General features: G+C 71.5%; 22 protein-coding genes. 12 read left to right on the forward strand and 10 right to left on the reverse strand.

Annotation, left to right across the window (positions count from 1 at the left end):
- The first annotated feature begins 219 nt into the window (after positions 1 to 219).
- From IG08_RS0108705 to IG08_RS0108725, 5 genes are all read left to right on the forward strand, one after another.
- A complete protein-coding gene (locus IG08_RS0108705; RefSeq protein ID WP_030598429.1) occupies positions 220 to 1041 on the forward strand; it encodes a heme ABC transporter ATP-binding protein in 822 nt (273 codons plus the stop codon).
- A 189-nt stretch (positions 1042 to 1230) separates the two neighbouring features.
- Positions 1231 to 2370, forward strand: coding sequence for an iron uptake system protein EfeO (efeO, locus tag IG08_RS0108710; protein ID WP_030598433.1), 1140 nt, complete (start codon positions 1231 to 1233; stop codon positions 2368 to 2370).
- 11 nt (positions 2371 to 2381) lie between these two features.
- Complete coding sequence (gene efeB, locus IG08_RS0108715) at positions 2382 to 3638, forward strand: iron uptake transporter deferrochelatase/peroxidase subunit (protein ID WP_030598435.1); 1257 nt, start codon at positions 2382 to 2384, stop codon at positions 3636 to 3638.
- A 3-nt stretch (positions 3639 to 3641) separates the two neighbouring features.
- Positions 3642 to 4514, forward strand: coding sequence for an iron uptake transporter permease EfeU (gene efeU, locus IG08_RS0108720; protein ID WP_030598436.1), 873 nt, complete (start codon positions 3642 to 3644; stop codon positions 4512 to 4514).
- Positions 4474 to 5472, forward strand: a complete 999-nt coding sequence (locus tag IG08_RS0108725) for an SCO2278 family lipoprotein (protein ID WP_078655497.1) — start codon at positions 4474 to 4476, stop codon at positions 5470 to 5472. Before efeU ends, IG08_RS0108725 begins: the two co-directional genes overlap by 41 nt.
- A 13-nt stretch (positions 5473 to 5485) precedes the next feature.
- Here IG08_RS0108725 and IG08_RS0108730 read toward each other — a convergent pair whose 3' ends face one another.
- Positions 5486 to 6226: a bifunctional DNA primase/polymerase gene (locus IG08_RS0108730; RefSeq protein ID WP_030598440.1), complete on the reverse strand. Its 741-nt coding sequence runs from the start codon at positions 6224 to 6226 to the stop codon at positions 5486 to 5488.
- Positions 6227 to 6387: 161 nt separating this feature from the next.
- Here IG08_RS0108730 and IG08_RS0108735 point away from each other — a divergent pair, with 161 nt between their 5' ends.
- A complete protein-coding gene (locus IG08_RS0108735) occupies positions 6388 to 7236 on the forward strand; it encodes a glycerophosphodiester phosphodiesterase (RefSeq protein ID WP_030598443.1) in 849 nt (282 codons plus the stop codon).
- Here the strand turns inward: IG08_RS0108735 and IG08_RS0108740 are convergent.
- The 6 genes from IG08_RS0108740 to IG08_RS0108765 all read right to left on the reverse strand — a co-directional run bounded on the left by IG08_RS0108740 (position 7215) and on the right by IG08_RS0108765 (position 13401).
- Complete coding sequence (locus IG08_RS0108740) at positions 7215 to 7832, reverse strand: TetR/AcrR family transcriptional regulator (protein WP_030598446.1); 618 nt, start codon at positions 7830 to 7832, stop codon at positions 7215 to 7217. The genes IG08_RS0108735 and IG08_RS0108740 overlap by 22 nt on opposite strands.
- Positions 7833 to 7898: 66 nt before the next feature.
- Positions 7899 to 9020 carry a small ribosomal subunit Rsm22 family protein gene (locus IG08_RS0108745; RefSeq protein WP_078655498.1) on the reverse strand — a complete coding sequence of 374 codons (1122 nt, stop codon included), beginning with the start codon at positions 9018 to 9020 and terminating at the stop codon, positions 7899 to 7901.
- A 184-nt stretch (positions 9021 to 9204) separates the two neighbouring features.
- Positions 9205 to 10113: a GlxA family transcriptional regulator gene (locus IG08_RS0108750; RefSeq protein WP_030598450.1), complete on the reverse strand. Its 909-nt coding sequence runs from the start codon at positions 10111 to 10113 to the stop codon at positions 9205 to 9207.
- A 10-nt stretch (positions 10114 to 10123) separates the two neighbouring features.
- Complete coding sequence (locus IG08_RS0108755) at positions 10124 to 10723, reverse strand: cysteine hydrolase family protein (protein ID WP_030598452.1); 600 nt, start codon at positions 10721 to 10723, stop codon at positions 10124 to 10126.
- A gap of 255 nt (positions 10724 to 10978) precedes the next feature.
- Positions 10979 to 12151 carry a serine hydrolase domain-containing protein gene (locus IG08_RS0108760; RefSeq protein ID WP_030598453.1) on the reverse strand — a complete coding sequence of 391 codons (1173 nt, stop codon included), beginning with the start codon at positions 12149 to 12151 and terminating at the stop codon, positions 10979 to 10981.
- On the reverse strand, positions 12103 to 13401 hold the full coding sequence (locus tag IG08_RS0108765; protein ID WP_030598455.1) for a multidrug effflux MFS transporter: 1299 nt from the start codon (positions 13399 to 13401) through the stop codon (positions 12103 to 12105). Before IG08_RS0108765 ends, IG08_RS0108760 begins: the two co-directional genes overlap by 49 nt.
- A gap of 87 nt (positions 13402 to 13488) precedes the next feature.
- Here IG08_RS0108765 and IG08_RS59990 point away from each other — a divergent pair, with 87 nt between their 5' ends.
- Positions 13489 to 13647 (forward strand): hypothetical protein, encoded by a 159-nt coding sequence (locus IG08_RS59990; RefSeq protein ID WP_158812191.1) that lies wholly within the window; start codon positions 13489 to 13491, stop codon positions 13645 to 13647.
- A 29-nt stretch (positions 13648 to 13676) separates the two neighbouring features.
- Positions 13677 to 14696: a Gfo/Idh/MocA family protein gene (locus IG08_RS0108775; RefSeq protein WP_030598456.1), complete on the forward strand. Its 1020-nt coding sequence runs from the start codon at positions 13677 to 13679 to the stop codon at positions 14694 to 14696.
- Here the strand turns inward: IG08_RS0108775 and IG08_RS0108780 are convergent.
- Entirely contained in the window at positions 14683 to 16317 is a 1635-nt protein-coding gene (locus IG08_RS0108780) for an alkaline phosphatase D family protein (protein ID WP_030598458.1), read from the reverse strand. The genes IG08_RS0108775 and IG08_RS0108780 overlap by 14 nt on opposite strands.
- Before the next feature lie 148 nt (positions 16318 to 16465).
- Between IG08_RS0108780 and IG08_RS0108785 the strand changes: the two genes are divergently transcribed.
- The 3 genes from IG08_RS0108785 (at position 16466) to IG08_RS0108795 (ending at position 19884) form a co-directional block, all read left to right on the forward strand.
- Positions 16466 to 17224, forward strand: a complete 759-nt coding sequence (locus IG08_RS0108785) for an SDR family oxidoreductase (protein ID WP_030598460.1) — start codon at positions 16466 to 16468, stop codon at positions 17222 to 17224.
- A gap of 377 nt (positions 17225 to 17601) precedes the next feature.
- On the forward strand, positions 17602 to 19074 hold the full coding sequence (locus IG08_RS0108790) for an ABC transporter permease (protein WP_030598462.1): 1473 nt from the start codon (positions 17602 to 17604) through the stop codon (positions 19072 to 19074).
- 105 nt (positions 19075 to 19179) lie between these two features.
- A complete protein-coding gene (locus tag IG08_RS0108795; protein WP_030598466.1) occupies positions 19180 to 19884 on the forward strand; it encodes an ABC transporter ATP-binding protein in 705 nt (234 codons plus the stop codon).
- A gap of 27 nt (positions 19885 to 19911) precedes the next feature.
- Here IG08_RS0108795 and IG08_RS0108800 read toward each other — a convergent pair whose 3' ends face one another.
- On the reverse strand, positions 19912 to 20892 hold the full coding sequence (locus IG08_RS0108800; RefSeq protein ID WP_030598469.1) for an aldo/keto reductase: 981 nt from the start codon (positions 20890 to 20892) through the stop codon (positions 19912 to 19914).
- Positions 20893 to 20948: 56 nt separating this feature from the next.
- Entirely contained in the window at positions 20949 to 21275 is a 327-nt protein-coding gene (locus tag IG08_RS0108805) for a nuclear transport factor 2-like protein (RefSeq protein ID WP_030598472.1), read from the reverse strand.
- Positions 21276 to 21404: 129 nt separating this feature from the next.
- Here IG08_RS0108805 and IG08_RS0108810 point away from each other — a divergent pair, with 129 nt between their 5' ends.
- The gene (locus IG08_RS0108810) at positions 21405 to 21971 is read left to right on the forward strand and encodes a DoxX family protein (protein WP_030598474.1); all 567 of its coding nucleotides are present in this window, start codon (positions 21405 to 21407) and stop codon (positions 21969 to 21971) included.
- Positions 21972 to 21986: the final 15 nt, after the last annotated feature.

Raw genomic sequence — 21986 nt, forward strand, 5'->3', positions numbered from 1 at the left:
CGCCTCACCTCGCCACCTCGCCACCTCGCCACCTCGCCACCTCGCCACCTCGCCCCCTGGTCCCCTTCTCCCCTCGCCCGTCTCATCCCACCTCGCCCCCTCCTCATCCCGCCACGCCCCTCCTCCCGCCGCACGGCGCTCAACCACTACGGCGCCCAACGGCGGCTGCGCCGAATCTCCGCCGAATCTCCTCAGCCCCCCGTCCCAAGGAGCCCGCCCATGAAACTCCTCCGCTCCCGGCCGAGCCCTCCCGCCCCCGCCGAACCCGGAGACGTTCTCGCCGAAGCCAAGGACCTTCATGTCCGGCTCGGCTCCCGGCAAGTCCTCGGCGGAGTGTCCGTCAGCGTCCGCGCCGGCGAGGTCCTCGCCCTGGTCGGGCCCAACGGGGCCGGGAAGTCGACCCTGTTGGGGGCGCTCGCCGCCGATCTCCCGGCCGCCGCAGGGGGCGTACGGATTCACGGGCGGCCGGCGGCCGACTGGTCCGCTCCTGAGCTCGCTCTGCGCCGGGCCGTTCTCCCCCAGTCGGCGACGCTGTCCTTTCCCTTCACGGTCGAGGAGGTCGTGCGGATGGGGCGGGCGCCGCATGCAGCCGTCTCCCCCGCCGACGACGACCTGGCCGTCGTAGCAGCCATGGCCGCCACCGAGGTCACCGCGTTCGCCGCGCGCCCCTTCTCCGCGCTGAGCGGCGGCGAGCGGGCCCGGGTCGCGCTCGCGCGGGTGCTCGCGCAGCGGGCTCAGATCCTGCTGCTCGACGAGCCGACCGCGGCCCTCGACCTCAAGCACCAGGAGCTGGTGCTGCGGGTGTGCCGGGAAAGGGCGCGTGCGGGGGACGCGGTGGTCGTGGTGCTGCACGATCTGGGGCTCGCTGCGGCCTATGCGCACCGGGTCGCGATCCTGTGCGCCGGTCGCGTCGCCGCCGACGGGCCGCCGGCGGAGGTTTTCTCCGACGCACTGCTGTCGGAGGTCTACGACCAGCCCGTCGAGGTGCTTCCGCACCCGCGGACGGGGCAACTCCTCGTGGCCCCGAAGCGGAACCTTTGAATTTCCTTTGACCTTCTCTTGGCGTCCGTTTTGAGTCACCGTGATCAGGTCGTGCTCTTACGCCGTCTATGAGAGCTGAATCACGGCACGGTGGGGTATCACGCAGGTAAGGCTCAGATAAGTTAGGTGAGCCTCACCAAACGGTGTGAGCCCTGTCACGTGACTTTTCAGCCATCGCCGGGAGCCCGAATGCGAGCCGCCAGACTCTCCGTCGTCACCGCCACCGCCGCAGTGGCGGCGTTGACCGCCGTCACCGGGTGTACCGAGAAGGGCAGCTCCGGAAGCGGTGACCGCGTGATCAACGTGACCGCCACCGACAGCAAGTGCGAGGTCTCCAAGAAGGAGTTCCCGGCCGGGCACGTCGAGCTCGCCATCGAGAACAAGGGCTCCAAGGTCACCGAGGTCTACATCCTCTTCCCGGACGACCGGATCGTCAGCGAGCGCGAGAACATCGGCCCCGGCACCAAGCAGACGGTCACCGCCGAGGTGAAGGCGGGCGACTACACGATCGCCTGCAAGCCCGGCATGAAGGGCGACGGCATCCGCCAGGCCGTGAAGGCCACCGGCGGCACGGTCGCCAAGCGCGACCCGCGGCTCGACAAGGCCGTCGCCGCCTACCGCGAGTACGCGCAGGAGCAGGCCGACGCCACGCTGCCGCTGACCGAGACCTTCACCAAGGCGGTCAAGGCCGGCGACATAGAGGCCGCGAAGAAGGCGTACGCCCCCTCCCGCATCGGCTGGGAGCGCACCGAGCCGGTCGCCGAGTCCTTCGGCGACATCGACCCGAAGGTCGACGTCCGGGCCGACGGCCTCGAGGACGGGCAGAAGTGGACCGGCTGGCACCGCCTCGAGAAGTCCCTCTGGCAGGACAAGAAGATCACCGCCGCGGACAAGACCCTCGCCGACCAGCTGATCACCGACCTCGAGGACTGGCAGAAGCGGGTCGGCAAGGCCGAGATCACCCCGACCTCCATGGCCAACGGCGCCAAGGAGCTCCTCGACGAGGTCGCCACCGGCAAGGTCACCGGCGAGGAGGAGCGCTACTCGCACACCGACCTCGTCGACTTCAAGGCCAATGTCGAGGGCGCGGAGAAGTCGTACGAGCTGCTGAAGCCGGTCGCCAAGGAGAACGACCCGGCGCTGGTCACCGAGCTCGACAAGCAGTTCGCCGCGCTGAACACGCTGCTCGACAAGTACCGGGCCGACAAGACCTCGTACGACTTCACCTCGTACGACAAGGTCGGCGAGGCCGACCGCAAGGAGCTGTCGGACGGCGTGAACGCGCTCGCGGAGCCGCTGTCCAAGCTCGCCGCCGCCGTCGTGAAGTAGGGGACGCGACCATGACGGACACAAACCCGTCCGAAGCCACCACGCCCTCCCGCCGTGCGCTGATCGGCTGGGGCGGTGCCGTGCTCGCGCTCGGCGCCGCCGCGGCCGGCGGGACGGTCGCGATGACCCGTACCGGCAACGACGTGGACCCGGCCGGTGCCGCGGCGGGCGGCGCGATCGCCTTCCACGGCGCCCACCAGGCGGGCATCGCCACCCCGGTGCAGGACCGGTTGCACTTCGCCGCGTTCGAGGTGACGACCGAGGACCGCGCCGAGTTCGTGCAGATGCTGAAGGACTGGACCGCGGCCGCCCGGCGGATGGCCGCCGGGCACGCGGTCGGCGAGGGGGCGTACGGCGGTCTCGCCGAGGCCCCGCCGGACGACACCGGCGAGGCACTGGGGCTGAAGCCGTCGCGGCTGACGCTCACCATCGGCTTCGGGCCGTCGCTGTTCGAGAAGTTCGGCCTCGCCGAGGAAAAGCCGGAGGCCCTCGTCGACCTCCCCCAGTTCGCCGGCGACAACCTCGACAAGAACCGCAGCGGCGGCGACCTGTGCATCCAGGCCTGCGCGGACGACCCTCAGGTCGCCGTGCACGCGATCCGCAACCTCGCCCGGATCGGCTTCGGCAAGGTCGTCATCCGCTGGTCGCAGCTCGGCTTCGGCAAGACGTCCTCGACAACCCCCGACGCGCAGACCCCGCGCAACCTGATGGGCTTCAAGGACGGCACCCGCAACATCGCGGGCACGGAGACGGACCGCCTGAAGAAGTTCGTGTGGGTGGACGGGAAGGACGGCCCCGCGTGGATGAACGGCGGCTCCTACCTCGTCGCCCGCCGTATCCGGATGCACATCGAGACCTGGGACCGCACCTCGCTGCAGGAGCAGGAGGACATCATCGGCCGTGACAAGGGCGAGGGCGCCCCGGTCGGCAGGGCCAAGGAGCGCGACAAGCCGTTCCTGAAGGCGATGCTGCCCGACGCGCACGTCCGGCTCGCGCACCCCGACTCCAACCACGGGGCGACGATCCTGCGCCGCGGCTACTCCTTCACCGACGGCACGGACGGCCTGGGCCGCCTGGAGGCGGGGCTGTTCTTCCTCGCCTACCAGCGGGACGTCCGCGAGGGGTTCATCCGGATCCAGCGCAATCTCGCCCTCGACTCACTCAACGAGTACATCCAGCACGTGGGTTCGGCGCTCTTCGCCGTCCCGCCCGGCGTCCGCGACAAGGACGACTGGTGGGGCAGCACGCTGTTCTCCGAGGAGGCGTAGCCCGTGTTCTCCAACTACCTGATCGGACTGCGCGAGGGGCTCGAGGCCAGCCTCGTCGTCTGCATCCTCATCGCCTACCTGGTGAAGACGGACCGTCGGGACGCGCTGAAGCCCATCTGGATCGGTATCGGTGTCGCGGTCGCCCTGGCCCTCGGCTTCGGCTGCGCGCTCGAATTCGGTTCCCAGGAGCTGACGTTCGAGGCGCAGGAGGCGCTCGGCGGCTCCCTGTCGATCCTCGCGGTCTGCCTGGTGACGTGGATGGTCTTCTGGATGCGGCGCACCGCCCGGCACCTGAAGGCCGAGCTGCACGGCAAGTTGGACGCCGCCCTCCAGATGGGCACGGGCGCCCTGGTCGCCACCGCGTTCCTCGCGGTCGGCCGCGAGGGCCTGGAGACCTCCCTGTTCGTGTGGGCGTCGGTGCACGCGGCCGGCGACGGCACCCCGCGCCCGCTGGTCGGCGTGGCTCTGGGCATCGCCACGGCGGTGGTCCTGGGCTGGCTGTTCTACCGGGGCGCCCTGCGCATCAACCTCGCCAAGTTCTTCACCTGGACCGGCGGCATGCTGGTCGTCGTGGCCGCGGGCGTGCTGGCGTACGGCTTCCACGACCTGCAGGAAGCCGACTGGCTGCCGGGTCTGAACAACAAGGCCTTCGACATCAGCGGCACCATCCCGCCGGACAGCTGGTACGGCACGCTCCTCAAGGGCGTGTTCAACTTCCAGCCGGACCCGACCGTCCTCCAGGTCACGGTGTGGCTGCTGTACTTGATCCCGACACTCACGCTGTTCCTCGCCCCGGTAGGGTTCGCCTCCGGGAAGGGGAAGGTGAAGGCAGCTGATGAGCAGGGATCGCGGCCCTCGAAGGCTCCGCAGGCTTGACCGGAGCGCACTGATAGCGGCCTCCATGACCGCTTTGTCGTTGACGGCGAGCGGGTGCATGGTGGTGCACGGGGAGCGAGAAGTACTCCCCGCCTCCACGAAGGCGGAGGCCGCCAAGGCGCTCCAGCAGTTCACAACCGCGTACAACAACGCGGACAAGGCGTACGACAGTTCGCTGGACGCCGAGCATGTCACCGGCGCGCTCGCCGCCATCGACGCGGCCCGGCTGAAGGCCGGCAAGGCGAACAACCCGGACGGCAACGCGGGGCACACACCGCTGAAGCTGTCGGACGTGACGTACACGATCCCGAAGAAGGCGGGCTGGCCGCGCTGGTTCGTCGCCGACGCGGCCGGCAACAAGGGCGGCACCGCGCGCTGGCTGCTCGTGTTCACCCGGAACGGGTTGAACGAGCCGTTCCAGGTGGCGTATCTGACACTGGTCGCGTCGGGCAACGTGCCGAAGTTCAAGAAGGACGCGGACGGCTGGGCCGAGGCCGTGCCGGCGAACTCGGCCGAACTGGCCGCCGCGCCCGAGGGCTTGAGCAAGGACTACACGACGTACCTCAAGAGCGGCGGTGACACCTTCGCGGACGGCGCGTACACCAGCCAGTGGCGCACGGATCGGGAGAAGGCCGGCAAGAGGCCGGGTCTGGTCACCCAGTACATCGACGAACCGCTGACGAGCGGGGACTACGCGCCGCTCGCGCTGCGGACGGCGAACGGCGGGGCGCTGGTGTTCTTCGCGACGCACTACTACGCGAAGCAGACGGCCGCCCCGGGCACCTCCATCCCCGTCACCGACGACATACTGGCCGTGACGACCGGCGAGATCAAGCAGTCGCTGACGATGGAGTTCGTCTCCAACGGGGTGGCCCTGGACCCTGCGAAGGGCGCGGGCGACCCGAAGGTCAGCGTGCTGGGGCGGATCGAAGGAATGACGTCGGCGCAGGGGTCGTAGGAGAGGCCGCTTCCTACCGTCGGAGGGGCCAGGCCGCGCTCGCGTGGTCCGGCTCCTCGCCGGCGTGGCGGGCGCAGGCGTCGGTGAGGGTCTCCAGGAGGCTGAGCGGGTCGGGCAGCGGGTGTTCGGGGCCGCGTACCCAGTGGACGGCCTGGCCGTCGTCGCCGGGGAGCCGGGCCGGCGGTACCAGGACGTACGAGCCGCGGCAGTGCCAGCGCAGGCCCGGGTGTTCGTCCGCGGTCTCGGGGTGGCAGTCCAGTTCGCAGGGCCACCACTCGTCCTCGTCCTCGGGGGTGCCCCGGGTGAGGGTGAAGAAGAGGAGGCGGCCGTCGGCGCTCTCGGCGACCGGGCCGACCTCGATGCCGGCGCCGAGCAGCCGCTCCAGCGCCTCCTGACCGGCCTCCAGGGGCAGGTCGAGGACGTCGTGCGTCATCCCGGTCGCGGTGATGAAGTTGGCCTGCGGCTGGTGCCGGGCCCAGCGCTCGACCTGAGCGCGGTCGGTGGTCGACTGGGTCTGCCAGGCGAACGACACCGGGTGCCGGGCCGGGGTGGGACAGCCCACCCGGTCGCAGGAACACCGGTAGTCGGCGGTGGGATACGCGGCGGGCGCGAGTGGAAGTCCGGCCTCGGCGGCGGCGAGCAGCAGGGCCTCACGGCCGTCGTCACCGACGGCGGCTTCCTTCGGGCGGCGTCCGCGCAGCCACTGGGAGAGTTTGCCCTGCAGGCCGGTCCGACCGCCCAACTCCGCGCTCATCTATCCCCTCGCCTCGCTGTCGTGCGGAACAGCATGCCCTATGGTCCCATCTTCCTCTGCTCCGGGGGGCCGGAGCTGACATCCGGGGTAGGGGCTGCCTCACACCGGGATCGAGTGTCATTGCATGGTTTGTCATGATTTAGCCGCCTACCGTGGTCGGCATGGTCACATGGATCGCGCTGACGGGCGGCCTGGCATCGGCGGCATCCGTGGTCTCGCTGACCGTCGGCGGACCGGGCGCCCCGCTGGAGTGGGGTCCCGGGCCGCTGACGGTGGACTCGCTGCCGCGTGTGACGTACGTCGCTCATCGCGGCGGCGCCAGGGAGGTCCCGGAGAACAGCATGTCGGGACTGATGGCCGCCCACGGGCGGGGGACGGCGCAGGTACTGGACGTCGACACCCGGATGCTGCGGGACGGCACGCCGGTCGTGGTGCACGATCCGACGCTGAACCGGACGACGTTCCTGGGCGGCGAGGTGCGCAAGCTGGACCTGCGGGACTGGCAGGGCGTACGGCTGCGGCCGAAGGCGTCGCTGCCCGGCAGCTGGCGGTCGGAGCGGCCACCGACGGTGGCGGAGGTGCTCGACCGTTTCGGCGGACGGATCGTGCTGATGCTGGAGGTGAAGGACCCTCGCGGTCTCGACCGGCTGGCCGGGATGATCCGGGACCGGGGCCTGACCCGCTCGGTCTTCGTGAACTCCAACGACCCCTCGGTGGCCCGACGCGCCCACCGCGCCGGCCTGCTCGCCCAACTGTGGCGCTCGGCCCGGCAGTTGCGCACCGACCGGCCCGAGCGGTGGCGGTCCTACGTCGACCTGCTCGACGTCGACCGCAGGGCCCGGGACGCGGACCTGGTCCGGGCCGTCCGCTCCGGGATCCCCCGGGTGTGGGCGCACACCGTGGTGACCCCGGCCCAGCGGGACCGGGCGCTGGCGCTGGGCTGCGACGGGATCATCACGGACGCGCCGGGGCGGCTGGCGCGGGTGGCTCAGCGGGGTGCGAGGCCGTAGAGGGCGTAGTCGACGAGGGTGTCGGTGTACTCGTAGGAGATCGGGCCCGTGTACTGGAGCCAGCGCTGGGCGAGGGGGGAGACCCAGAGTTCCAGGGCGATGCGGGGGTCGACGTCCTGGCGCACCTGGCCTGCCTCCTGTGCGGCGCGCACCCGGTCGACGTACAGCTGGAGGGAGGGTTCGAGGAGCTTGGTCATGAAGACGCGGCCGACCTGCTCGTTGACGACGCCTTCGGCGGCCAGGGCGCGGGACGGGGCCTCGAAGCGGGGATCCTTGAGCTGGTCGACGGTGAGGCGCAGGACGGCCTTGAGGTCGGTGGCGAGGTCGCCGGTGTCCGGGATGACGTACCTGTCCTCGGGGCCTGCCTCCCGTGCGGCCTGGTCGCTCAGGTCCAGGAAGGCCTCCAGGAGGACGTCCGCCTTCGACGACCACCAGCGGTAGATCGTCTGCTTGCCGACGCCTGCGCGGGCGGCGATGCCCTCGATGGTGGTCCTGGGGTAGCCGACCTCGGCGACGAGGGTGAGGGCGGCGTCGTAGATCGCGCGGCGGGACCTCTCGCTGCGGCGGGTGGTGTCGGGGGCGGACTGCTTGACCATGGGTCGACGGTAACAGGGGGGTGAGACGGGGCGTCTCGTTGGGGAGGGTTTTCGCCCCCGCCGCCCCTACCCGTCCCGACCCTGGGGGCTGCCGCCCCCAGACCCCCGCTTCGGCCTGAACGGCCTCGTCCTCAAACGCCGGACGGGCTGAAAAAACTCAGCCCCTCCGGCGTTTGAGGAGCGGGGTCTGGGGCGGAGCCCCAGAAGGATGGGACGGGTAGGGGCGGCGGGGGCGGCGTCGCGGGCCGCCTTGTACAGGTCGCCGTGGCGCTTCGTCACCGTCCGGCGGGTCAGTTGCTCTTCCGCCTCGCACAGGTCCAGGAGGACCTGCCCCTTGCGGATCTGGGGGCGCCGGACCACTCGGGAGGGCGCCGGTTCGACGCGGACGCGAGTCGCGGCGACGTAGCTGAACTTCTCGTCCTCGTACGGGAGGGAGCCGCCCTTGACCTGTCGGTGGAGGGAGGAGCGGCTGACCCGCGCCGAGAAGTGGCACCAGTCCTCGCCCGGGACGATCGGGCAGGCCGCGCTGTGCGGACAGGGCGCGGCGATCCGGAAGCCGGCCGAGATCAGGCGATCGCGGGCCTCGATGACGCGCGCGTAGCCGTCGGGAGTGCCGGCCTCGACGATCACGACGGCCTGCGCGGCGGCCGCGGCGGCGTCGACGAGGGCCACGCGGTCGGAAGCCGTGAGCTCGTTGAGGACGTAGGAGACCGTGATCAGGTCCGTGCGGTCGAGCGTGAGCGCCGCGCCGATCCGGGCACGCCGCCAACTCGCCTCCCGCAACGCCGGGTTGGCGGCCGCCACCTCCCGGCCGAGGGCCAGCGCGGGTTCGGCCCAGTCGAGGACGGTGACGGGACGGATGCCGTCCCAGGTCGTCGTGACGGCCCATGTCGCGGCGCCGGTGCCACCGCCGATGTCGGTGTGGCTGCCGGGCGTCCAGTCCGGTACGGCTTCGGCGAACGCCTCCAGCGCCGAGCGCACCGCCTCGAAGGTCGCCGGCATGCGGTACGCGGCGTACGCGGCGACATCCGCGCGGTCCCTCAGGATCGGCGCGTCGGTCGGGGTGGCCCCTCGGTAGTTGGCGATCAGCCGCTCCACGGCGTGGGCGGCCTGCTTGGGCGGGAGGCCGTCGAGGAGGGAGGCGAGGGCCGCGCGGAGGGTTTCGGCCGGGGATACGGGGGCGTTCACCCGGAGATTCTAGGGCGGCGGCCCACCCTCCATCGCACTACAACTCAGCCGTCCGGCGTTTGAGGACGAGGCCCCTTCAGGGCCGACAGCGGGGGTCTGGGGGCGCAGCCCCCAGGATGGGACGGGTAGGGGCGGCGGGGGCGCTGCATCCATCAGCGGTTCCGCCGCGGGCCTGCCTTCCCCGTCACGCCGCGCGGGCGCGCAGGCGGCGCAGCATGCGGGGGTCCTCGAAGCCGACCGAGCGGGCGGCGGCGTCGATCGTGGCGCCGTGGCTGATGAGGTGCTGGGCGCGTTCGAGGCGGAGGGTCTGCTGGTAGCGCAGCGGGGTGAGGCCGGTGGCGCGGGTGAAGAGGCGGGTGAGGGTGCGTTCGCTCACACCGACGGTGGAGGCCAGGGTGGGCAGCGGGAGCGGCCGGTCGAAGCGGGCGTCGATCAGGTCCTGCGCGCGGTGCACCGTGTCGTCGAGGTGGGACCGGTGCCGGAACATCGCGCTGGTCTGGGAGTCGTGGCCGTTGCGGCGGGCGTAGACGACCATGTCCCGGGCGACCTGGGCCGCGACGGCCGGACCGTGCCGGCCCGCGACCAGGTGCAGGGCCAGGTCGATGCCGCTGGCGATGCCGGCCGAGGTCACGACCCGGTCGTCCGTGGTGAACAGGACGTCGCGGACGACCGTCGCCCCTGGGTGGCGCAGGGCCAGCTCGTCCTGCACGTCGTGGTGCGTGGTGCAGCGGCGGCCCTTGAGCAGGCCGGCCTGCCCGAGCGCCTCGGCCCCGGCGCAGACGCTGGCCACCGTCCCGCCCCGGGCGTGGTGGTCGCTGAGGGCCCGCAGGGAAGCGGCGCCGACGGCGGGCGAGTCAGCCAGGGTGACCGCCCGCCAGCCGGGCACCACGATCAGGTCCTCGGGCCCGAGCTCGGGCCAGTCGAGCCCCGCCACCAGCGGAAGTCCCTGGGCGGTGGGGACCTGCGTCCGCTCGGCGACGTAGGTGAGTGTGTAGGGGTGTCCGAAGTCGGCGGCCGTGGAGAAGACCTGCGCGGGGCCGGCCAGGTCCAGCAGATGGACTCCGGGCACCAGGAAGAAGACGACGTGGCTCACGATTCGGTCATTATGCCGAGGGCCCGGACGCGGCCTCCAGTTCGTCGACCGTCGCGATCGTGGCGAAGCGGCCGGCGAGGGCGTACTCCGTGCGCCGGATGACCTCCTCGGCGGGCAGGGTGCGGGGGTCGGCGAGCAGCTCGGCGTTGCTGCGGTCGGCGGGGGCGTCGCGGTGCGGGATGGGGTTGGTCGCGGTCGCGTCGACGACGAAGGTGACCTGGTGGCCGAGGTCGCTCGCGACGCGGGCGGTGGTCTCCACGCACTGCTCGGTGCGGATGCCGCAGACGGTGAGCTCGCGGATGCCGCGTTCGGTGAGGAGTTGCTGCAGGTTGGTGGTGGTGAAGGCGTTGTGCGAGGTCTTGTGGATCAGCGGCTCGCCGTCCGCGCGCTCCAGCTCCTCCATCAGCCGGACGTGTCCGGAGGCCGGGTCGAAGACGTTGCCGGTACCCGGCTCGGAGTGCAGCACCCAGACCACCAGGTCCCCGGCCTGGCGGGCCAGTCGTACCAGGCGGTTCACGCGGTCGGCGATCTTCGGGTCGGAGATGGTCTCCCACAGCGGGCGGGCGCGGAAGGACTCCTGGACGTCTATGACGATCAGTGCTCGGGTCATGTCTCTTAGCTTGGGTCGCGTGGGCGGGGTGACGACAGGCCGCATCGGGTCCGGCAGCGGACCGATCCGGTCAGGTGGGGCCCTGCGGCGGAGCCGCTGATGGACGCGGCTCGCCCCCGCCGCCCTTACCCGTCCCATCCTCCAGGGGCTGCTGCCCCTTCGGCCCCGCTCCCAGGGGGCTCCGCCCCCTGGACCCCCGCTCCTCAAACGCCGGAGGGGCTGAATTTTCCGAGCACCGGAGGGCTGGACTTTGGCTCACGTCCGTACCGCCCGCGCCACCCGCGTCCCCACCGCCGCCCTCGGTCTGCTGTCCGACGGTCGCCTTCGGGGGTGCACCGTGTTCGCCAGCAGGATCACGAACGTGTCCGTCGCCGGGTCCAGCACGAGTGACGTACCCGTGAAGCCCGTATGGCCGACCGCTCCCCGGCCCGCCAGCTCGCCCATGAACCACCGCTGGTCGAGGGCGAAGCCCAGGCCCGGTGGGGTCAGGAGGAGTTCCACGAAGTCGGGGCCGAGGATGCGCGCGGGCCCGTACGCGCCGCCGGTCAGCAGGGCGCGGCAGAAGATCGCGAGGTCGTGGGCCGTCGAGAAGAGGCCCGCGTGGCCGGCGACCCCGCCGAGCGCCCAGGCGTTCTCGTCGTGGACGACGCCCCGCAGCATCCCCCGGTCCGCCTTGGCCCACGGTCGCCGCTGGTCCTCCGTGGCCGCGGCTCCCGGGCACGGGCCGAAGCCGGTCGCGGTCATACCGAGGGGCCGGGTGATGCCGTCGTGGACGAGGACGTCGAGGGTGCGGCCGGTGATGCGTTCCAGGACCTGCTGGAGGAGGAGCAGGTTGAGGTCGGAGTAGGTGTAGGTGCCGGGGACCCCGATCGGGACCTCCGAGCGGAGCATCTCCAGACGCTGCTCGTCGTCGGCGCAGTCGTACAGCGGGAGTTCGGGGCGCAGGCCGGAGGTGTGGGTGAGGAGCTCGCGGACGGTGATGCCCTGCGCGGCGGCCGCGCGGAAGTCCGGCAGGTACGCGCCCACCCGCGCGTCGATGCCGAGCGTGCCGCGCTCGATCTGCTGCACCGCGGCGACGGCCGTGAACAGCTTGGTGAGGGAGGCCAGGTCGAAGGGCGTGTCGACGGTCATCGGGACGCGCGCCTCGGGCGGCAGTTCCACTCCCGCGTCGGCCTCGGGGTCGTAGGACGCGTACCGGACGGCCCAGCCCGTCGCCTCCGCCACGGCGATCACCGGGCCCCGCCCGACGACCACGACGGCGCCCGCCGCCCAGGGGTGCTCCCCGTCGGCAAGGGCGTGGAACTCCTCGACGAGGTGACGGATCTCCCCGGGGTCGAGCCCGGCCCGTTCCGGTGTGTCGCTGCGCAGTCTCGGTGCGCTCAGCTCTCCGCTCCCTCCGCACTCGCACGTCTGTTCCAAGGACGGCACATTCCCATGAAACAGGTAAGAGCTACCAGTCCGGCCGCCAATTGGACGACCGCCATCGGGACGGCGGTGTCCTCCCCGGCGATCCCGACCAGCGGCGAGGCGATCGCGCCGATGAGGAAGGAGGACGTACCGAGCAGGGCGGACGCGGAGCCGGCGGAGTGCTTGGTGCGCATGAGGGCGAGGGACTGGGCGTTGGGGAGCGTGACGCCCATCGCGGACATCAGCACGAAGAGGGCGGCGGCCACCGGGACAAGGCCGGGCTCACCGAAGACGCCGGTCGACATCAGCAGGAGGGTGGCCGCCGCGGCGATCACCACGAGCAGGCCCACGCCCAGCACCTTCTCCAGGCTGACCCGGCCGACCAGCACCTTGCCGTTGACCTGGCCGACGATCACCAGGCCGACCGAGTTGAGCCCGAACAGCAGGCTGAAGGTCTGCGGTGAGGCGCCGTAGATCTCCTGGATCACGAACGGCGACGCCGATATGTAGGCGAAGAGGGCCGCGAAGGCGAAGCCGCCCGCGAGCATGAAGCCGGTGAAGGGCAGGTCGGCGAGCAGCCGGCGCATCGAGTGGAGGGCCTCGCCGACACCGCCGGCCTGGCGTTCGGCGGGCGGCAGGGTCTCGGGGAGCCTGGCCCAGACGAGACCGGCCAGCAGCGCGCCGACGGCCGTCAGCACCACGAACACCCCCCGCCAGTCCGTCACCCGCAGGATCTGGCCGCCGATGAGGGGCGCCACGATCGGGGCGACCCCGCCGATCAGCATCAGGGTGGAGAAGAAGCGGGCCATGGCCACGCCGTCGTGGAGGTCGCGCACCACGGCCCGGGCGATCACGATCCCGGCGGCGCCCGCGAGCCCCTGGAGCAGCCGGAAGGCCACCAGGAACTCGACGGTCGGCGCGAACGCGCACAGGGCGGTGGCGACGACGTAGACCGCGAGGCCGGCCAGCAGCGGGCGCCTGCGGCCCCACCGGTCGCTCATCGGGCCGACCACCAGCTGTCCGAGCGCCATGCCGAGCAGACAGGCGGTGAGGGTGAGCTGGACGGTGGCGGCGGGGGCGTGCAGGGAGCCGGTGACCTCCGGGAGCGAGGGGAGGTACATGTCCATCGCCAGCGGGGGCGTGGCGGTGAGGCCGCCGAGGAGGAAGGTGACGAGGAGGCCGGTGCGTCGCGCGGTACGAGCGGGTGGTTCCGTCTCCGGTACGGCCGCCGCCTGCTCCAGGCGCGACGCGGACGCCCCCTGCTCGGGCATGTGCCCCTCCCTCTCCGAGTGATCCGCCACCTATGCTCTCAGTTCGTACACAGTGGCGAGTGTCACGTGAGCGAGGGCGGAGCCGTGATGACGGAGCAGAGCGTGCGCTGGGGGATCCTGGCGACGGGCGGGATCGCGGCCGCGTTCACCGCGGACCTGGTGACTGCATCCCATAGCGGCTCCGCCGCGGGGCCGGACCCGGAGGCCGTGGCGGTGGCCCCGCGGACCGGGGCGACACAGTGGTGAGTGCCACGCGAGCGAGAGTGGGCGCGGGAATGACGGAACAGAACGTGCGCTGGGGGATCCTGGCGACCGGCGGGATCGCGGCCGCGTTCACCGCGGACCTGGTGGATCTGCCGGACGCGGAGGTCGTGGCGGTCGCCTCGCGGACGGAGGAGTCGGCGAAGGCGTTCGCCGAGCGGTTCGGGATCCCGCGGGCGTACGGCGGCTGGGACGCGCTCGCCCAGGACGCGGACATCGATGTCGTGTACGTCGCCACCCCGCACTCGGCACACCGCGCGGCCGCCGGTCTCTGCCTGGAGGCCGGGCGGAACGTGCTCTGCGAGAAGGCGTTCACGCTGAACGCGCCGGAGGCCGAGGAACTGGTCGCGCTCGCGAAGGAGCGCGGGAGCTTCCTGATGGAGGCCATGTGGATGTACTGCAACCCGCTGATCCGGCGCCTCAAGGCCCTCGTCGACGACGGGGCGATCGGCGAAGTGCGCACCGTCCAGGCCGACTTCGGGCTCGCGGGCCCCTTCCCGCCCTCGCACCGGCTGCGTGACCCGGCACAGGGCGGCGGCGCGCTGCTGGACCTGGGCGTGTACCCGGTGTCGTTCGCGCACCTGCTGCTCGGGGAGCCGTCCGACCTCACGGCGAAGGCGGTGCTCTCCGACGAGGGCGTCGACCTCCAGACGGGCGCGCTGCTGTCCTGGGAGAGCGGCGCGCTCGCCTCGCTGCACTGCTCCCTCACCGGCGGTACGGCCACGATCGCGTCCGTCACCGGCTCCGAGGGCCGCATCGACATCCCGAACGGCTTCTTCCACCCCGACCGTTTCGTCCTGCACCGCGACGGCCGCGACCCCGAGGAGTTCGCGGCCGACCCGGCCGACGGGCCCCGCAACAGCCTCAAGCACGAGGCCCGCGAGGTGATGCGCGCCCTGCGGGCCGGCGAGACCGAGTCCCCGCTGGTCCCGCTCGACGGCACGCTCGCCGTGATGCGGACGCTCGACGCGATCCGGGACCGCGTCGGCGTCCGCTATCCCTCCGAGGCCGACGAGGAGCTCACGCCGGCTTGAGCCCCTGCTCCCCCACCTCCGTCACGAAGGACGCGGCCGTGGTGAGCGGAGCGCCCTGAGTGGTGACGTACGGGACCGTCTTGAAGTCGGCGCGGGCGAGGTCGCGGCCGAGGGTGACAGTCGCGTAGCCGCGCAGGCCGTTGTAGAAGCGCAGGTGGGGGTTGGCGGCCATGAAGGTCGCCCAGTTGGCGGGCTTCTCCGAGCCGTTGCCGCCACTGGAGATCGACGAGGTGACGATCTCGGTGCCGAGCGTCTTCGACGTCTGGTCGGCGAAGTCCCGCTTGATGTCGAAGCCGTAGTGCACGTGCACGTCGCCGGTGAGGACCATCAGGTTCTCGACGCCGGACTCCTCCGCGCCCGCCAGGATCCGCTCGCGGGAGGCCGGGTAGCCGTCCCAGGAGTCCATGGAGACCTGGGAGGGGACGGCGGTGGAGTTGTAGCGCTGCGAGAAGGTGACCTGCTGCGGGACCACGTTCCACAGGGCGTGCGAGCGCTGCCAGCCGTCGATCAGCCACTCCTCCTGCGCGTCGCCGGTGAGGGTGCGGGCCGGGTCCTCGGAGTCGGGGCCGGGAATCTTCCAGCCGTCGCCGTAGGCCTGGTCGGAGCGGTACTGGCGGGTGTCGAGCACGTCGAACTGGGCGAGCCGGCCCCAGTACAGGCGGCGGTACAGCTTCAGGTCGGCGCCGTCGGGGAGCTGGGGACGGCGCAGCGGCTGGTTCTCCCAGTAGGCGCGGTAGGCGGCGGCCCGGCGGATGAGGAACTCCGGGTCGTTGTTCTCCGACACCGCGCCCGCGTAGTTGTTCTCGGTCTCGTGGTCGTCCCAGGTGACGACGAACGGGTGGGCGGCGTGCGCGGCCAGCAGGTCCGGATCCGACTTGTACAGCGCGTACTTGAGCCGGTAGTCGTCGAGGGTCGTCATCTCGTGGTCGTAGACGTCGGGGACGGTCCCGGCCGGGTAGGCGCGGGCGCCGGCGACACCGCTGACGGCGTACTCGTAGAGGTAGTCGCCGAGGTGGAAGACGACGTCCACGTCGTCCTCGGCCAGGTGCTTGTAGGCGGTGTAGTAGCCCTGGTCGTAGCGCTGGCAGGAGACCACGCCGAGGGTGAGCGCGGAGGCCTTCGCGCCGCGGCCGGGGGCGGTGCGGGTGCGGCCGGTACGGCTGATCCAACTGCCCGCCTTGAAGCGGTAGTAGTAGACGCGGTCCTCGTCGAGGTCGTCCACCTGGACGTGGACGCTGTGGCCGAACTCCGGGTGTGCGGAGGCGGATCCGCGTCTGACGACCCGGCTGAAGTTCTCGTCGCGGGCCAACTCCCAGTGGACGGTGACGCGTTCGGCGGGCAGACCGCCGTCGGGCTGGTACGGGGCGGGTGCGAGGCGCGTCCAGAGCAGGACGGAGCCGGGCAGCGGGTCGCCGGAGGCCACGCCGAGCGTGAACGGGTCCTCGGTGATCTGCGCGGGGTCGAGTTCGGCGGCGGCCGCGGTGCCGGCGGCCGGCAGGTTCACCGCGAAGGCGAGCGCGGCGGCGGCCCCGCTGACGGTGAGGAAGCGACGGCGGCTCAAGTGGCGGGCGGCTGCGCGGAGTTCGGGGGTGTGCTGGGACTGGCGGGCGTCGAGTGTCATCCGGTGTCCTCCCCTGACTGATGGATGCAGGAGACAATTGGAGTGGCCGGGGACGACTCCTGTTAGGCATGTGCACGACATTTCGATGGCGGCCTGATGGCGGACGGACGAGTTCCGGGCGGCAGCCCCTCCCGTACGCTGCGGGCCCATGAATGCCAAGCAATCGAAGATCGCGGTGGTGACCGGCGCCGGCTCCGGGATCGGCCGCGCGGTCGCCGTGGAGCTGCTGCGCACGGGCTGGTCGGTGGCGCTGGCGGGCCGCCGCGTCGAGACGCTGGAGGAGACGGCGGCGATCGCAGCCGAGGGCGCGTCCATCGCCGTACGGACGGATGTGTCACAGCCGGACGACGTGGCCGCGCTGTTCGCCGCGGCCGTGGACCGATTCGGGCGCCTCGACCTGCTGTTCAACAACGCGGGGACGTTCGGGCCGGGCGGGGTGCCGGTCGAGGAGCTGCCCTACGACGCCTGGCGGCACGTGGTGGACACCAACCTCAACGGGGCGTTCCTGTGCGCACAGGCGGCGTACCGGCAGATGAAGGAACAGGACCCGCAAGGCGGCCGGATCATCAACAACGGTTCCATTTCGGCACATACACCCCGGCCGCTCTCCGTCGCCTACACAGCGACCAAGCACGCGCTGACCGGCCTCACCAAGTCCCTGTCCCTCGACGGGCGGTCTTACGGCATCGCCGTCGGGCAGATCGACATCGGCAACGCGGCGACCGACATGACGCAGCGGATGCAGACCGGAGCGCTGCAGGCCAACGGCGAGATCGCACCCGAGCCCGTGATGGACGTCGCCGACGTGGCGCGCACGGTACGGCACATGGCGGAGCTGCCACTGGCGGCGAACGTGCAGTTCGCGACCGTACTGGCGACGGCGATGCCGTACGTGGGGCGGGGCTGAGGGCGGGACCGAGGGCACGTCCAGGGCGCGTCCGGGGTTCAACCTGCACAACCGGAATATGAACGTCCGCTCCATATGGGCCGGTCGCAGACTTATGCTCTACATCTCCTCCACCAGAACTTCACACTTGGAGCAGTGAGCTTCCGCAGACCAATTCGAGGGGGGAGACGGCAGCCGTTCCACGGCCCGGGTGGGGGTGGACCTCGCGTGGGACCGCGGGGTACGCACCGGGCCGCGGAACGGCTGCCGCGCACTTTTCTCAGCTCTTGCACATCCCTTCTCAGCCCTTACACATCCCTTACTCACGGCCCCGCAATGCAAAGTCCCTAACTTGAGGGCGCGCCCACAGCGGGCGCCAAGAACCTTCGAGGAACGGGATGTTTGGCATCTATCTCAAGCGGGAGCTGAGCCGGCGCAAGAAGGCGGCTCTGGTCATCGCACTGGGTCTGGCGCTCGGAATCGCGCTGGTCATCACCGTCAGCTCGGTGTCGGCCGGCATGCAGAAGGCACAGGACAAGGTCCTGCAGTCGCTCTACGGTCTCGGCACCGACATGACCGTCACCAAGGCCAGAACGGCCCCCACCGACAACAGTTCCGGCAGACCGAGCTTCGAGTTCGACGCCAAGTCGAACGACAGCGACGACCAGCAGAGCTCCGACCGGGTGCAGACTCAGGGGGGTCAGGCCCTGAAGTCCTCCGTGGTCACGAAGGTCGCCGCGCAGAAGGGCGTCGCCACCGCGGTCGGCGCGCTGACCCTGAACGTCACCAAGGTCGACGGCTCCTTCACCCAGGGCAAGGCGGAGAGCACGACCGGCAGCAGCGACCAGTCCCAGGGCCAGGGCGGCCCGGGCGGCGGCGGCAACTCCGGCAGCACCGCCGCGCCCCAGGTCCAGGGCGGCGGCGCCTCCTTCGACGTGAACTCCTACTCCGTCGCCGGCGTCGACGTCTCCGACCAGACCCTCGGCCCGCTGGCCGGCTCGAAGATCAGCTCCGGCAAGACCTTCACGGCCTCGCAGACCAACGCGAAGGTCGCGGTCGTCAGCAAGTCGTACGCCAAGGAGAACTCGTACAAGGTCGGCAAGACCCTGAAGATCTCCGGCACCAAGTACAAGATCATCGGCATCGCGACGCCCGAGAGCAGCGAGTCCACGACCGACGTCTACCTGCCGCTGAAGCAGGCGCAGACACTGGCCGACGCCAAGAACCAGGTCACCACGATCTACGTCAAGGCGACCGACTCGAAGCAGATCGACTCCGTCAAGTCGGCGATCCAGAAGAACGTCTCCGGTACGACCGTGACGACCTCCGCCGACCTCGCGGACACCGTCTCCGGCTCCCTCTCCACCGCCTCGAACCTGGCGACCAGCGTCGGCAAGTGGCTGTCCATCGCGGTGCTCGCCGCCGCCTTCCTGGTGGCCGCGCTGCTGACCTCCTCGGCGGTCTCCCGCCGGGTGCGTGAGTTCGGCACCCTGAAGGCACTCGGCTGGCCGAGCCGCCGGGTCACCCGGCAGGTCGTCGGCGAGTCCATGGTGAACGGTCTGCTCGGCGGTGCCCTCGGTATCGGTCTCGGCCTCGCGGCCGCGTACACGGTGACCGCGATCGCCCCGACCCTGAAGGCCCAACTCGGCAGCACCAGTGGCGGCGGCATGGGCGGCGGCCCCGGTGGCGGCGGTCCGGGCCAGCAGGCCACGCAGAACACCATGGAGATCGCGCTGTCCGCGCCGGTCAGCCTGACGACCATCGCCCTCGCGGTGGGCCTGGCGGTGGCCGGCGGTCTGATCGCCGGTGCGATGGGCGGCTGGCGCGCCTCCCGGATGCGGCCCGCGGACGCGCTGCGCAGCGTCTCCTGACCCTCCCCCTGAGCTGGGGCGCCGCGTCCGTTCCCCCCGGGTCGCGGCGCCCCACCCCCTTCTTCCTTCTCTTCCGCTACGGACTTCTTCCTCTACGGAGCTCCCATGTACAGACTCACCGGCGTCACCAAGCGCTACACGCGCGGCAAGGAGACGGTGGAGGCGCTGCGCGGCGTCGACCTCACCATCGAGGACGGCGACCAGCTCGTCATCCAGGGCCCCACCGGCGGCGGCAAGTCGACCCTCCTCCAGATGATCGGCGGCCTGGACCGCCCGTCCGAGGGCAGCGTCGAGCTGGACGGCGTCGACCTCGCCACCATCAGCGAGGCCAAGCTGACCCGGCTGCGCGCCGAGAAGATCGGCATCATCTTCCAGTCCTTCAACCTCATCCCGACGCTGACCGCGCAGGAGAACGTCGAGACGGCTCTCGTCCCGCTCGGCGTGAAGCCGGCCGAGCGACGCGAGCGGGCCGCCGAGGCCCTGAGCTCGGTCGGCCTCGGCGACCGCCTGACCCACGCGCCGACCGAGCTGTCCGGCGGCCAGCAGCAGCGCGTCGCCATCGCCCGCGCGCTCGTCAAGAAGCCGAAGGTGCTGCTCGCCGACGAGCCCACCGGCAACCTCGACGAGGGCACCCGCGACGACATCATGGCGCTCCTTGAAGGCCTGTGGCACGAGTACGGGCTGACCTTCATCATGGTCACCCACGACTCGTCGATCGCCCGCCGGGCACCGCGTCTGGCCACCATCAAGGCGGGGCAGATCACGCTGACCGAGCAGCAGCAGGCGTCACAGCAGGCGTTCGCACGCTGAGCCCTTCCGCGAGGCCTGTCGGGCCGCTCACCGTCCCAGGATCTGGTCGACTTCGGCCAACTGCCCTGCGGTGAGCGGCCCCTTCGCGATCGCGGCCGCGTTCTGCTCGGCCTGGGCGACCGAGCGGAAGCCGGGGATCGGGACGGTGCGCGGGCTGCGCGCCCACAGCCAGGCGAGGGCACCCTGGGCGAGCGTACGGCCGTCGCTCGTGAGGATCTCCTTCAGCGCGTCGATGCGAGCGAGCCAGTCCGGGTCGGCGGCGGAGCCGTCGCCGAAGCCCTGCAGCCAGGCCGGCGGCCTGCTGCGGATGTCCCCGGCGTCCGAGGCCCCTTGACGCTTGCCCGCCAGCAACCCCATGGCGAGCGGGCTGCGGTTGATGCTCGCGAGCTCCGACTCCTCGCACAGCGCGAGCATTTCGGGCGCGTCCTGCAACACGTTGATCGCATGCTGTACGGCCGCACAGTGCTCCCCCTCCGCGAACACGGCGGCGCGGGCCGGGTCGTCGGTGCTCCAGGCGTAGGCGCGTATGAGCCCCTCGTCGACGAACTCCTCGCAGGCGTCCCGGAGTTCGGCCGCGCGAGCCGGATCGAGGTCGGACAGGTGCAACTGGTAGAGATCGACGTGGTCGGTGCCGAGGCGTCGCAGGGACGCCGTCAGCGCGCGGCGGGCGTACGCCGGGGAGTCGTCGGCGCCGGTGAGGGTGCGGGTGTCCTCGTCGAAGACGTTGCCCCACTTGGTGGCGACGACCACGTCGTCCCGGCGCTTGCCGAGAGCCCGGCCGAGGACGCGTTCGCTGTGGCCCGCGCCGTAGGTGTCCGCCGTGTCGAAGAAGGTGACGCCCAGGTCGAGGGCGCGCCGGACCGCCCGTACGGACTCCTCGTCGTCGACCCTGCCCCAGCCGAGCGGCTGCCCGTCGGCGGCCTGCCATTCGCCGCCGATCGCCCAGCAGCCGAAGCCGAGCGGGCTGACCTCGATGCCGGTGCGGCCCAGTGTCCGTATGGTCTCCATGAGGGAGAACGCTAGGAGTTGGAGCGCACTTCAACGCAAGACCCGCGCGGGAGCCGTTACGCCTGCCCGGTCTCGAAGCGGGAGATCCTGCCGTCGTCCCCGACCGTGAAGTCCCAGCGGGTGCGCATCTCGCCCCAGGTGTCGTTGCGGTAGTGGGTGAGGAGGCAGCGGCCGCCCTTGGACTCGTTGTCGACGTCCATGTGACCGTGGGAGGAGAAGATCTCCCGGTCGGCCCACTCGTCCAGGTCCCGGTCGCTGCCGTCGTCCGCCATGGTCGCGTCGGGCGCGAGGAGCGCCCGGAAGGCGTCGCGGTCATGGGCGTTGACGGCGGAGACGAAGGCGCGGACGGCCGGATCGCTGAGTTTGGCAGTCTGAATCGTCATGCCAGCCAGACTCACACCGCTCCCCCGGGCCCGCCACCCGAACGGCGGCGCGGGTGTCCCCGCCCGGGTGTGAGCGGTGCGACGGTGGAAACGCGAGGGGTGTCCCTGCTGTCTGTTCCGGGAGTCATCGTGACCTCATACGACCGACGTGATCTTGGCCTGCTGCTGCTCCGGCTGGGCACCGGAGGGGTGCTGGCCGCACATGGAGCGCAGAAACTGTTCGGCTGGTTCGGCGGACACGGCCTCGAGGGAACCGGCCAGTTCATGGAGTCCGTCGGGTACACGCCGGGCAAGGAGAGCGCCGCCGCGGCGGGCCTCGCCGAGGCGGGCGGCGGCACGCTCCTCGCGCTGGGCCTGGCGACCCCGGCGGCCGGTGCGGCGGCGGCCGGCGCGATGGCGGGCGCGGCCGCGGTCCACGCCCCCAACGGCTTCTTCGCCCAGGGCGGCGGCTACGAGTACGCCGCCACCCTGGGCCTGACCGCCGCCGGCCTCGCCGTCACCGGCCCCGGCCGGCTCTCCCTGGACCACGCACTCGGCCACACGGTCAACCGCGGCTGGATGGTGCCGGCGGCGTTCGCGGCGACGGGGCTGGTGACGACGCTGGTCGTGGGGGCACGGAACCGGCGGCTGCGGGAGAAGGAGGAGGGGGAGCAGGAGGCGCTGTTCGAGGAGTCGGAGGCGTTGCCCGGGGGGTAGGAGGCGTTGTTCGGG

It is taken from the genome of Streptomyces fulvoviolaceus (assembly GCF_000718165.1).
Classification (GTDB): Bacteria; Actinomycetota; Actinomycetes; order Streptomycetales; family Streptomycetaceae; genus Streptomyces; species Streptomyces fulvoviolaceus.